This is a genomic window from Achromobacter sp. UBA5777 (assembly GCF_002418565.1).
GTDB lineage: Bacteria > Pseudomonadota > Gammaproteobacteria > Burkholderiales > Burkholderiaceae_B > Achromobacter > Achromobacter animicus.
In genome coordinates, this window is sequence record NZ_DIEJ01000320.1 from 1 (window position 1) to 12332 (window position 12332).

Sequence of the window (12332 nt, forward strand, 5' to 3'; positions counted from 1 at the left end):
CCAGCGCGCGCAACAGCGGCGGCGCCCACATCTCGGGGTTGCGCTCGGGCGCGAAGCCGTCCAGGAAAAACGCGTCCACCCGAGCGCCCAGGCGCGGCGCCAGCACCTGCGCATCGCCAAAGCCCAGCGTCAGCGTGACGGCGCCGTTATCGAATTCCAGCCGATGTAGCCCGGGCAGCAGCGCCGGCCACTGCGCAGCCAGCGCACGCGCCAACCCCGCCAGCGGCTCGGGCGCATGGCGCGCCAGCAGTGCGGCCAGGTCGTCCCGCGAAAATGGGTGCGCTTCCAACGAGACGACGTGCAACGCCGCAGGCCGTTGCGGATCGTCCCGCCACGCTTTCCAAAGCGCCAGGAAGTTCAGCCCCAGTCCAAAGCCCGTTTCGCAGACGGTGAACGAGGCGCGCCCCCGCCAGCGCTCCGGCAGTCCGTTGCCGCGCAGGAAGACGTGCTCGGCCTGGCCCAGCGCCCCGGACGGCGAGTGATAGACGTCGCCATAGACGGAACTGACCAGCCTGCCGTCGGCATCGACATCAACCTTTGCGGGAACCAGCGGAACGTAAGTCACAGACATCCAGCCCAATAGATACAAACACGATGAAGCGCGAATTATCGGGCCACCGGCCGATTCGCGTTGGATGCGCACCACGCCGCCCAATGGATTAGTCCGTTTGCCACAGGTTTGACGCATGGACGGGCTTACACTGGGCCAATGGATACCTACGATCAGCCCCAATCGCTGGCTTCGCCCATCGACCTGTGCGCCGCGATCGACGCGGCGGTTACGGCCGCCCACGCCGGCGCGGCCATCCTGCAATCCTACGCGCACCACCGCGCCGATCTCGTGATCGATCGCAAGGCCCGCAACGATCTCGTATCGCAGGCGGACCGCGAAGCGGAGGCCGCGATCATCCAGGAACTGAAGGCCCGCACGCCCAAGTTCGGCATCGTCGCCGAAGAAACGGGCGGCAAAGCGCAAGGTGCGGCCACCTGGTACATCGACCCGCTCGATGGCACCACCAACTTCCTGCACGACATCCCGCACTACGCCGTGTCCATCGCCCTGATCGCGCACGCGGGCACGACGATGGCGGCCAATGAAACCCTGGCAGTGGACACGCCGGTTATCGGCGTGGTCTATGACCCCTGCCGCGAAGAACTGTTCACCGGCGTGTACGGCGTGGGCGCATGGCTGAATGGCCGGCGGATCTCGTGCTCGCGCACGCAGACGATCGAAGACGCCGTGCTGGCCACGGGCTTTCCGTTCCGCGACTTCTCATTTGCCGCGCAGTACATGCCGATGTTGCATGACGCCATCAACCGGTCTCGCGGTGTGCGCCGCATGGGCGCCGCCGCGCTGGATCTGGCCTGGACCGCGTGCGGCCGATACGACGGCTATTGGGAAATGGGCCTGGCGCCCTGGGACGTGGCTGCGGGCACGCTGATCCTGCGCGAAGCGGGCGGCGTGTGCACCGACATGCACAAGCAGGATCCCTGGCCGATCGGCGGGCGCGTCGTGGCGGGCAACCCCGCCATCGAACGCGCGCTGCATGAAATGATTGCCCCGCATCTGGACAAGCGGGGCTGAAACGCACGCCGCAGGCAGCCAAGCGGCGGCCTGGACACCGGAGGCCGCCTTGCGCGGCCTCTGGTACTTTACGCGGACGTCTTCGCGGACGTGTTGGCCGAAGCCGAGGCCTGCGCGTCCGGCCGCAGCTCGCGGCGCAGGATCTTGCCCACGTTGCTCTTGGGCAGTTCGTCGCGGAACTCCACGAAGCGCGGGCGCTTGTAGCCCGTCAGCTTGTCCTTGCACCACTGCTGCACCTGTTCTTCGGTCAGCGCCGGGTCCTTCTTCACGACGAACACCTTGACCGCCTCGCCGGAGTGCTCATCGGGCACCCCGATCGCCGCGCACTCCAGCACGCCGGGATGCTGCGCGACCGCCGCCTCCACTTCGTTCGGATAGACCTTGAATCCGGACACCGCAATCATGTCCTTCTTGCGGTCCACGATGCGCGTGTAGCCCTGTTCGTCCATGATGCCGATGTCGCCGGTACGGAAGTAGCCGTCGGCCGTCATCGAATCGCGCGTTTCATCAGGCTTGCGCCAGTACCCCAGCATGACCTGCGGCCCGCGGATGCCGACCTCGCCGCGTTCGCCAAGCGGCACCTCGTTGCCGGCATCGTCCAGAATCGCCACATCCGTCGACGGCAACGGCAGCCCGATCGAACCGGAATACGCCGTCGCATTGGTGGGATTGACCGTTGCCACCGGCGACGTCTCGGACAGGCCGTAGCCTTCGATCAGCGGCCGCCCGGTAATCTTCAGCCAGCGTTCGGCCACCTGCTGCTGCACGGCCATCCCGCCGCCCAGCGTCAGCCGCAGGCCGGAAAAATCCAGCTTCGCAAAATCTTCGTTGTGCGCCAGCGCGTTGAATAGCGTATTGACGCCCGGAAACAGATTCACCGGCGTCTTGCGCCATGCGTTGATCAGCGACGGCTGATCGCGCGGATTGATGATGAGCACGTTGCGCATGCCTGCATGCAAGGCATACAGACCGCAGACCGTCATGGCGAACACGTGGTACAGCGGCAGCGCGCTGATGATGGTGAGCTGCTGGTCCGCCAGGTCATGCACGACCGGCTGCGCCACCGCTTCGGTCTGCAGCACGTTGGCCACCAGATTGCGGTGCGACAGCATCGCGCCCTTGGGCACACCCGTGGTGCCACCCGTGTATTGCAGCACCGCCACGTCGTCCATGGAAATGGACGGCGGATTGAAGGGCATATGTGCGCCTTCATGCAGCAGCTTGGGCAGCGCGTGCGCGCCGTCGATGTGCCACGCAGGCACGATCTTCTTGATGTACCGCGCGGCCAGGTTGACCAGCGGCGCCTTCAGGCCGCCGAGCAGGTCGCCCGGACCTGTCACGACAATGTGCTTGAGGTCGCCGCGATTGGAGACCTGCTGCAAGGTATGCGCAAAGTTTTCCAGGATGACGATGACGGACGCGCCGCTGTCCAGCAATTGGCGCTGCAATTCGTCGGCGGTGTAGAGCGGATTGACGTTCACCACGGTCATGCCCGCGCGCAGCGATCCCAGCATGCACACCAGGTACGCCGGCACGTTGGGCATCATCAGCGCCACGCGCGCGCCCTTTTCAGGGTTCAAGCTTTGCAGCCATGCCGCGAACGCGCGTGCCTGCCCGTCCAGCTGCGCATAGGTGATGTTGCTGCCCATCGCCGTGCAGGCGATGCGCGGTGCGTAACGCTTGCAGGCCCGGTCCAGCAAGTCGGTGAGCGAGGAATATTCCTCGGTGGAGATCTCCGCAGGAACGCCTTGGGGATACTGAGCAAGCCACGGACGCGTCATGGTATTTGTCTCCATTAAATTGATTTTTGAATGATGATACCCTTTGTCCGTTCCCCATATTCCGCCCGAGTTCGCTCATGAAACTCCTTGAACCCATCGTTGCCTGGCACCAGGATATTTCCAAGATCCGACGCGATATCCACGCGCATCCCGAACTGGCCTTCGAAGAGTTCCGCACCGCCGATGTGGTGGCGGCCAAGCTCGAGGAATGGGGCATCGAGATCCATCGCGGATTGGGCGGAACGGGCGTCGTCGGCATCATCCGCGGCAACCAGCCCGGCGATCGCGCCGTGGGCCTGCGCGCCGACATGGACGCGCTGCCGATGCAAGAGGTCAACACCTTCGCGCATGCCAGCCAGAACGAAGGCAAGATGCACGCCTGCGGCCACGACGGCCACACCGCCATGCTGCTGGCCGCGTCCCAATACCTGGCCGCGAACCGCGATTTCGCGGGCACGGTCTATGTGATCTTCCAGCCCGCCGAGGAAGGCGGCGGCGGCGCCAAGCGCATGATCGACGATGGCCTCTTCACGCAATTCCCCGTGGAGGCGGTGTTCGGGATGCACAACTGGCCCGGCATGAAGCCCGGCCAGTTCGGTCTGACGCCTGGCCCCATCATGGCCTCCAGCAACGAATTCTCGATCGTCATCAAGGGCAAGGGCACGCACGCCGGCATGCCTCATCTTGGCATCGACCCCGTCATGGCCGCGGTGCAGATGGCGCAATCGCTGCAGACCATCGTCACGCGCAACCGCAATCCGCTGGATGCGGCGGTGCTCAGCATCACGCAGATCCACGCGGGCAGCGCCGACAACGTCGTGCCCAACCACGCCGAACTGCGCGGCACGGTGCGCACGTTCACGCTGGACGTGCTGGACCTGATCGAACGCCGTATGGAAGAGATCGCCCGCCACACCAGCGCGGCGATGGACTGCGAAGTCGAATTCACGTTCCAGCGCAACTATCCGCCCACGATCAACCACGCCGACGAAGCCGCGTTCTGCGCCGACGTGCTGCGCGACATCGTCGGCGCGGACAACGTCAACGCCAACGTGCAGCCGACCATGGGCGCGGAAGACTTCGCCTTCATGCTGCAGGAACTTCCGGGCTGTTACGTGTGGATCGGCAACGGCACTGGCGAGCACCGCGACAGCGGCCACGGACTGGGCCCCTGCATGTTGCACAACGGCAGCTACGACTTCAACGACGATCTGCTGCCGCTGGGCGGCACCTACTGGGTGCAACTCGCGCTCAAGCGCCTGGCCAAGGCCTGAACGGCCTGACCGCGTAGTTACCCGACTTCCTGCCCGCTCTCCTGCCCGCCGACCGCCAGGCACATCGCCAGAAAGCGTTCGGCGGCGCGGGCAGCCGCATCGGCATGCGGCACCAGGATGCTCAGCGTTCGCGTCAGCGGCTTGGGCAACAGACGCAGGGCCGCCAGCGCTCCGTCTTCGTGACGCATCGACATCACGGACACGAAGCCCACGCCCAACCCCGCACGCACGGCCTGCTTCACCCCTTCCACCCCTGCCAGCTCCAGGCCCACCGACGGCGCCAGACCGCCATCGCTGAACGCCCGTTCCACCAGCCGGCGCACGCCGGAACCGGGTTCGCGCATCACCAGCGGCGACCCCGCCAAATCCCGTAGCGTCACGGCGCCCTTGCCCGCCAGGGCGTGATCCGCCCGCACGATCGCCACCACTTCGTCCTGCCGCCATGCGTGCACCGCTGTGTCGGCGGGCAGTCCGGCGGGCACATCGCCTTCGATGAACGCCAGATCCAGCGCCGGCAGGCGATCCACGATCTCGCGCGTATTGCCGTCCGACAGATGCAGGCTGACGGCCGGGAACGCGTGGCGGAAGTCCGCCACCAGGCGGGGCAGCAGGTAGCTGGCCGGCGTGGTGCTGGCGCCCAATCGCAATGCACCGGTTTCCAGCCCGCGCCAGGACTCGCGCACGGCCTGCGCCTGCCGGTACACCTGGCGCAACTGCCGCGCCTGCTCGGCCAAGCGCTCGCCGGCTTCGGTCAGCGCGATGCCGTGGCCGCTGCGGCGGTACAGCGGTTCGCCAAACCATTCCTGCAAGGCGCGCAACTGGCCAGACACCGCCGGCTGCGACAGATGCAGCGCCTGGGCGGTGCGGCTGATGTTGCCGGTATCGGCGACTGCGGCAAACGTGAGCAATTGATCCGGCGTCATGGGCGTCGATATCAGAATTTCTGATATTCAATATTTAGATTGAAGATTTTTCAAATAATACGGCCGGATCTAATATTTCGTCTAGTTATGTAGTTATGCCCAAAGGGCCAGTAATGAACACCTCCACCACGACCGCCGTCCCCCTCCCCGCCAGTCCGGCTGCCCCTGTTGCCGCAGCCCCCGCCGCCGCGGCCACGCCATGGCGCGACAAGCTCAACGGCGTGCTGTTCGTGGGCCTGATGGCCGGCGCGGTGATGCAACTGGCCGATCTGCCCTTCATCCGGCAGCTCGGTTTTTCGCCGCTGGTCGTGGGTATCGTCGTCGGCATGCTGTATGGCAACTTCCTGCGCGGCACCATGCCCGCGGACTGGGGCGTCGGCGTGAATTTCACCGCGCGCCGCCTGCTGCGCATCGCGGTCGCCTTCTACGGCCTGAACATCAGCATCCAGCAGATCGCCGCCGTCGGCATGCCGGGACTGGCCGTGTCGGTGGCGGTGGTGGTGGGCACATTGCTGATCGGCACCGTCGTCGGCCAGCGCCTGCTCGGACTGGACCGCGACACCGCCATGCTGACCGCCGCAGGCAGCGCCATCTGCGGCGCGGCCGCCGTCCTGGCGTTCGAGCCCACGCTGCGTGCCGCACCTCACAAGAGCGCGGTGGCTGTCGCGACCGTGGTGCTATTCGGCACGCTGTCGATGTTCCTGTATCCAGTCTTCTATCACGCCGGCTGGCTCAACTTCGATACGCAGGCCCTTGGCATCTACATCGGCGGCACGGTGCACGAAGTGGCGCAGGTCGTGGGCGCCGCCAGCAACATCGACCCCGCCACCACCGAGGTCGCCACCATCGTCAAGATGACCCGCGTGGCGCTGCTGGTCCCCGTGCTGCTGGTGCTGGGCATGTATCTGCGCAGCGCCGCTTCCCATGCCGGCGGCCAAGGCAAGAGCGCCAAGCTTCCCATCCCCTGGTTTGCCGTCGGATTCCTGGTGCTGGCCATCATCAATTCGCTCGACATCATTCCGGCCGATATCGTCGCGGCCATCCGCCGACTCGACGTCTTTGCCCTGACCATGGCCATGACCGCGCTGGGCATCGAAACGCGCTTCGCGCAGATCCGCAAGGCCGGCCCGCGCGTGATGGCTTTGGGCTTCATCCTTTACGTCTGGCTGTTGGCTGGCGGCTACGGGATCGTCAAGCTGGCTACCTGATGGCCGCAATGGGCCGGGCGGCGGGCGCCCACGCGCACGCCGCCGTCTCGTTTTTCCTGCATAATCGGCTGGTTCTCTAGCATTGGAGTCGGCCGCATGACCTCCAGCACCAAAACCCCGTTTACGACTCTGCCTGCCCATCGCGACGCGGTGTTGCGCGTCATGCCGATGCCGGCCGATGCGAACATCCACGGGGACGTTTTTGGCGGCTGGATCATGGCTCAGGTTGACATCGCCGGGTCCATCCCCGCCGCCCGCCGCGCCGCTGGCCGTGTCGCCACCGTGGCGGTCAATGCCTTCCAGTTCAAAGAGCCCGTGTTCGTGGGCGACCTGCTCAGCTTCTACGCCGCCATCGTCAAGACCGGCACCACGTCCATTACGGTCTCCGTCGAGGTCTACGCGGAACGCCAGCGGCTGGACGCCGAAGTCGTGAAGGTCACCGAGGCCACGCTGACGTATGTCGCCACCGACGAAGCGCGGCGCAGCCGCCCTCTTCCCACACTTTGAGCCGTAACGCATGACGCAGTCCGCCGCCGCGCAGAAACCGCCCGCGACGCCCCGCCGCCTCGATCCGGAAGACGCCCAGACCGCCCTGGCTGAAGTCCAGGAGCGCCTGCGGCGCCAGCAGCTCGTCGAAGACCTGGTTCATCGCCAGGAAGAAGGCGACGCCAAGGCGCCCCTGGTCGAAGACCTGGTGCATCGCCAGCACGAGGCCGAGCTCAAGACGCTGGTCGACAACCTGCACCCGGCCGACATCGCCTTCATCCTCGAATCGCTGCCCAAGGACGAGCGCCAGGCGATCTGGAAGCTGGTCAGCCCCGAGCACGACGCGGACGTCCTGCTCGAAGTCGAAGACTGGGTCCGTGAATCGCTGATCGAAGCGATGGACCGCCAGGATCTCGTCGCCGCGACCGAAAGCATGGACGCGGACGAGCTCGCCGACCTGGCGCCCGACCTGCCGCCCGATGTGGTGGCCGAAGTGCAGAAGGGCCTGACCGAGGAAGAGCGCGCGCAGCTGCTGGAAGCCATGGGCTATCCGGAAGACAGCGTCGGCGCCATCATGGACTTCGAGATGGTGCGCGTGCGCGAGGACGTCACGCTCGAGGTCGTGCTGCGCTACCTGCGCCGGCTGCACGAACTACCCGACCACACCGACCAGATCTTCGTCGTGGACCGGCAAGACAAGCTGCAAGGCATCCTGCCCCTGTCGCGCCTGTTGGTCAGCGAGCCCGAAACCGAAGTGCGGGCGGTCATGAATTCCGACTTCCTGACGCTGAACCCACTGGACTCCGACGCGGACGCCGCCGGCGCCTTCGAACGCTACGACCTGGTTTCCGCCCCCGTGATGGACGACCAGGGCCGGCTGATCGGCCGCGTCACCATCGCCGACGTCGTGGACGTGATGCGCGAAGACTCGCAGGAACAGGCGCTGTCGCGCGCCGGTCTGCAGGAAGAAGACATCTTTGCCCCCGTCAGCACCGCGCTGCGCAACCGCGCGCCATGGCTGCTGTTCAACCTCTGTACCGCCGCCACGGCCTCGTTCGTGGCGTCGCAGTTCGAGGGCACGGTCAGCCAAATCGTCATCCTGGCGTTCCTGATGTCGATCGTGGCCGGCATCGGCGGCAACTCGGGCAACCAGACCATGACGCTCATCATCCGTGCGCTGGCCATGGGCCGGATCACCGGGCGCAACCTCTGGCAGCTCGTCAAGCGCGAGCTGTTCGTGACCTTGCTGGTGGGTTTGTGCGGCAGCCTCGTGGCCGCCCTGTTCGCGTGGGTGATCTCGCGCTCGCTGTCCATCGCGCTGGTGATGATGGCCGCCATGATCTGCAACATGCTGGTCGGCGCCTCGGTCGGCGTGCTGGTGCCCATGGTGCGGGCGCGCTTCGGCAAGGACCCGGCAATGGGCTCGTCGGTGCTGCTCACGTTCGCCACCGATTCGCTCGGCTTCTTCATCTTCCTGGGCCTGGCCACGATCTTTCTTCTGTAGCGCTGCCGCCACATCCGTGCGCCGCATCGGATGGCCGCAGCCCGTGCTGCCCCCAGGTGACAGCCCGCTGACAGGGAAGATGACACGCGCTCCGTTACAGTAACGGAACTGTCATCTTTACCTGGGTCCTGCGATGACCGCCCGATTCCGCGCCGCGCTGCTCTGCGTACTGTTGTCCGTTTTCACCGTTTCCGCACACGCCTGCGACGGTATGCCCTCGTGGGCCCAGTCGGCGTGCAATCGCATCGACCAGATCTGGTCCGAAGGCGGCAACGACCTCTATGTCAGCGGCTGGGCCTGGCACAACCGCGCCAAGTACAGCGCCGACAAGATCGACAGCTTCCGCGAACTTGCCTGGGGCGGCGGCTACGGCCGCAGCATCTACGATGAAGACGGCGACTGGCAGGGCCTGTACGCCATGGCGTTTCTGGACTCGCACTCCAAGGTGCAGCCCATCGCCGGCTATGGCTTCCTGAAGATCGGCCAGGTCAGCGACAACTTCCGGCTCGGCGCGGGCTACACGGTGTTCCTGACCGCGCGCCACGACATCATGAGCTACGTGCCATTTCCCGGCATCCTGCCGCTGGTCAGCGCGGGCTACAAGGACGCCATGCTTTACGCGACGTACATCCCGGGCTCAAGCGGCGCGGGCAATGTGCTGTTCGTGTTCGGCCGCTGGCAGTTCTGAAACGCGTCAGAACGCGTGACCCAGCTTGCGCACCAGATCGCCCAGCCGCCAGTCGTCGATGCCATGCGCACGCAGCGCGCGCGCCGTTTCCACCACGTAGTCCAGGCACGGTCCGGAATGTCCGACCGCATTGCGCACGGACGTCAGCAGGCGGTCGTCGCAGAGATCGGCTGCGTACTCGCGGCAGGTGCGATTCAGCAGGAACACCAGTCCACGCACCGGCGCGGCCTCGGTGTGACAGGTCAGCCAGCGCGGACGGTAGGCGCCCGTGACCATCTCCCGGCGCCATAAGGCTTCAAAGACCTGCGGCACGTCGCTGGCCGCGATCTGGAAGGCGACGCCGCGGCAGCAACCGCCGCGATCCAGTCCGAACACGAGACCAGGATTGTCCGGCGACCCGCGATGGTCATGCGACCACAGGCACAGCGAACGGTGATAGCCCCGCACGGTGGCCAGGCGCCGTTCGCGCCAGGCAAACCCGGGATGCCAGATCAGGGAACCGTAGGCAAACACCCACAGGTCGTCGACGCCATTCCAGCCGGCCAGGAGGTCATCCACCGATGCTGCTTGCCGCGATTCTTGCAATCCGGCGCAGCCGGCGGGCACTGCCAACGACATAGGGTCCTCTGATATCCCAATTCACTCCAAGACTGGAGTGAGCGATATCCTACGCCGCGCCCCGCGCAAAAGCATTGCCAGATTGGGCCCGCGCAACACGCAGAAAGAAATTTGCATCCGCGGCGGCGGGGGACTCAGGAAAAAATTTGCGCGCGCCGCGGCTACACCGCGCCCAGCGGCAATTCCGTCGTGCTTTTGATGACTTCCATCGAGAAGCTGGCGCTGACGTCCAGCAAATCCACCGCGCCGATCAGCCGGCGGTAGAAGCGGTCATACGCCGCCATGTCCTCGACCACCACCTTCAGCAGGTAGTCCACGTCGCCCGCCATGCGATGGAACTCGACCACGTTGGGCAAGGCCATCACGGCATTGATCAGGCTTTGCGTCCATTTCTCGTTGTGCTGGCTGGTGCGGATGGACACGAACACCGTCAGATTCAGGCCCAGCGCGCGTGGATCCAGCAGGATGGCGTTGCGCGCGATGACGCCGTCGTCCTTCAGCTTCTGGATCCGGCGCCAGCACGGCGTCACGGAAAGGTTTACCTGCTCGGCCACTTCCGCAACCGAGCAGGTGGCGTCCTTCTGCAGCAGCGCGAGTATCTTCAGGTCCGTCTGGTCCATGGGATGTCTTGACGCCATCAATAGGTCCCGGGGTAGCCGCCCCCGTCGATCAGCAGGCTCTGCCCCGTCATGTAACCCGAATGCGCCGAGCAGACATACGCGCACAGCGCGCCCAGTTCCTCGGGCTGGCCATACCGGCCGGCGGGATTGCTGCGCGCCCGCTCGTCCCACAGCTGCTCGAACGTCTTGCCGCCCTGCTCCACCATGCCCTGGATGTGCCGGGTCTGCGCATCGGTGGCGAAGGCGCCCGGCAGCAGATTGTTGATGGTGACGTTGTGCCGGACCGTCTGGCGCGCCAAGCCGCCCACGAAGCCGATCAGGCCGGAACGCGCGCCGTTGGACAGCCCCAGCTCGGCATGCGGCGCCTTCACGCTGCGCGACACGATATTGACGATACGGCCGAACCGGCGTTCGACCATGCCGTCCACCACGCGGCGGATCATGTCGATCGGTCCCAGCATCATGGCGTCAAGCGCGGCGATCCAGTCGTCACGCGACCAGTCGCGGAAGTCGCCCGGCAGCGGGCCGTCGGCGTTGTTGATGAGGATGTCGGGATGCGGACAGGCGGCGATTGCCGCGTCGCGCCCCTCTGGAAGCGTCAGGTCGGCCGACACCCAGCCCACGCCGATGCCGGTTTCGCGCGATATGTCGGCGGCGGCCTGCTCGAGCGTCTGCGGGTTGCGCGCCGCGATGGTCACGGCCACGCCCTCGCGCGCAAGCTGCAGGGCGCAGGCGCGCCCCATGCCGCGGCTGCCGCCAAACACCAATGCCTTTCTGCCGCTGATCCCCAGGTCCATGCCTGCCCTCTCTGCTGTCGCGTTGACGGCGCCGGACCTCCGCGGCCCGCCGCTCCGAAGCGGTCCAGTATAGGAGCGCGCCCGCCAGCAGGGAATTTTTTTCTAATCGGACCGGCCAAGAAAAATGGGGCCCCGCGAGGGGCCCCATCGGCAATGCAGCGCGCTGCGCTTACCGCATCAGCCCATCCATTGGCTCACGGGCGCCGCGGTATCCTGCAGCGGCTGCGCGATCACGTCGATCAGCGCGGGACCGTCGTGCTCCATGGCGGCCTTGATCGCGGCGTCCAGCTTGGACGGGTCCTCTACACGCCACGCCTTCACGCCATAGGCCTCGGCGATACGCGCATGGTCGGTGCGGTTGAAGTCCACGCTGTAGTAGCGCTTGTCGTAACCGGCCTTCTGGCTGGCCTTGATCCAGCCGTAGACCGAGTTCGAGAACACCACCATCAGCAGCGGCGCCTTGTGGCGCACGATGGTTTCCAATTCACCCACCGTGAAGCCAAAGCTGCCGTCGCCCATCACCGACACGCACTTCGATTGCGGACGGCCGACCCAGGCGCCCAGCGCCGCCGACATCGAAAAGCCCAACGCGCCGTGGGCGCGGTTGGTGATGAAGTGGCGGCCGGGACGCGAGACGTCGTAATAGGCTGAGAAGTACGGGCACGGCGTGCCGGGGTCCGCGCAGACCACCGCGTCGTCGGGCAGCAGGCGGTTCAGTGATTGCACCACGCGCTCGGGGCGGATCGGCGCATCCAGGCTGGCGGCCAGCGGCTCAAGCTGCGCGCGGCGCGCTTCCTTGGCGCGCCCGGCCAGCACCGCGCCGTCGGTCGCATCGGGCGGCCGGGGCT

General features: G+C 66.1%; 13 protein-coding genes. 6 read left to right on the forward strand and 7 right to left on the reverse strand.

Annotation, left to right across the window (positions count from 1 at the left end):
* Positions 1–571, reverse strand: a 571-nt coding sequence (gene mnmD / locus B3446_RS27935) for a tRNA (5-methylaminomethyl-2-thiouridine)(34)-methyltransferase MnmD (protein ID WP_291387388.1), incomplete at its 3' end; no start/stop codon positions are given.
* A gap of 138 nt (positions 572–709) precedes the next feature.
* On the opposite strand from mnmD, the gene B3446_RS27940 reads away from it, so the two are divergent.
* The gene (locus B3446_RS27940) at positions 710–1585 is read left to right on the forward strand and encodes an inositol monophosphatase family protein (RefSeq protein ID WP_191579005.1); all 876 of its coding nucleotides are present in this window, start codon (positions 710–712) and stop codon (positions 1583–1585) included.
* A gap of 68 nt (positions 1586–1653) precedes the next feature.
* On the opposite strand, the gene B3446_RS27945 is transcribed toward B3446_RS27940, so the two are convergent.
* Positions 1654–3366 carry an AMP-binding protein gene (locus tag B3446_RS27945; RefSeq protein WP_291387390.1) on the reverse strand — a complete coding sequence of 571 codons (1713 nt, stop codon included), beginning with the start codon at positions 3364–3366 and terminating at the stop codon, positions 1654–1656.
* 77 nt (positions 3367–3443) lie between these two features.
* Between B3446_RS27945 and B3446_RS27950 the strand changes: the two genes are divergently transcribed.
* On the forward strand, positions 3444–4640 hold the full coding sequence (locus B3446_RS27950; protein WP_291387392.1) for a M20 aminoacylase family protein: 1197 nt from the start codon (positions 3444–3446) through the stop codon (positions 4638–4640).
* A gap of 17 nt (positions 4641–4657) precedes the next feature.
* Here B3446_RS27950 and B3446_RS27955 read toward each other — a convergent pair whose 3' ends face one another.
* Entirely contained in the window at positions 4658–5563 is a 906-nt protein-coding gene (locus B3446_RS27955; protein ID WP_191579007.1) for a LysR family transcriptional regulator, read from the reverse strand.
* Between the two features lie 113 nt (positions 5564–5676).
* On the opposite strand from B3446_RS27955, the gene B3446_RS27960 reads away from it, so the two are divergent.
* From B3446_RS27960 to pagP, 4 genes are all read left to right on the forward strand, one after another.
* Positions 5677–6771: a YeiH family protein gene (locus B3446_RS27960; protein WP_279974753.1), complete on the forward strand. Its 1095-nt coding sequence runs from the start codon at positions 5677–5679 to the stop codon at positions 6769–6771.
* A gap of 96 nt (positions 6772–6867) precedes the next feature.
* Positions 6868–7278: an acyl-CoA thioesterase gene (locus tag B3446_RS27965; protein WP_056569253.1), complete on the forward strand. Its 411-nt coding sequence runs from the start codon at positions 6868–6870 to the stop codon at positions 7276–7278.
* 10 nt (positions 7279–7288) lie between these two features.
* Positions 7289–8761 carry a magnesium transporter gene (gene mgtE / locus B3446_RS27970; protein ID WP_175125612.1) on the forward strand — a complete coding sequence of 491 codons (1473 nt, stop codon included), beginning with the start codon at positions 7289–7291 and terminating at the stop codon, positions 8759–8761.
* Positions 8762–8894: 133 nt separating this feature from the next.
* Positions 8895–9449 carry a lipid IV(A) palmitoyltransferase PagP gene (gene pagP, locus B3446_RS27975; RefSeq protein ID WP_175139409.1) on the forward strand — a complete coding sequence of 185 codons (555 nt, stop codon included), beginning with the start codon at positions 8895–8897 and terminating at the stop codon, positions 9447–9449.
* A 6-nt stretch (positions 9450–9455) separates the two neighbouring features.
* Here pagP and B3446_RS27980 read toward each other — a convergent pair whose 3' ends face one another.
* The 4 genes from B3446_RS27980 to B3446_RS27995 form a co-directional block, all read right to left on the reverse strand.
* On the reverse strand, positions 9456–10067 hold the full coding sequence (locus B3446_RS27980) for a gamma-glutamylcyclotransferase (protein ID WP_175125622.1): 612 nt from the start codon (positions 10065–10067) through the stop codon (positions 9456–9458).
* Positions 10068–10228: 161 nt separating this feature from the next.
* Positions 10229–10687: an Lrp/AsnC family transcriptional regulator gene (locus tag B3446_RS27985; protein ID WP_056569264.1), complete on the reverse strand. Its 459-nt coding sequence runs from the start codon at positions 10685–10687 to the stop codon at positions 10229–10231.
* 17 nt (positions 10688–10704) lie between these two features.
* Positions 10705–11484 (reverse strand): SDR family oxidoreductase, encoded by a 780-nt coding sequence (locus tag B3446_RS27990; protein ID WP_191579008.1) that lies wholly within the window; start codon positions 11482–11484, stop codon positions 10705–10707.
* A 177-nt stretch (positions 11485–11661) separates the two neighbouring features.
* A partial coding sequence (locus B3446_RS27995) for a thiamine pyrophosphate-dependent enzyme (protein ID WP_291387400.1) occupies positions 11662–12332 on the reverse strand: 671 nt, incomplete at its 5' end.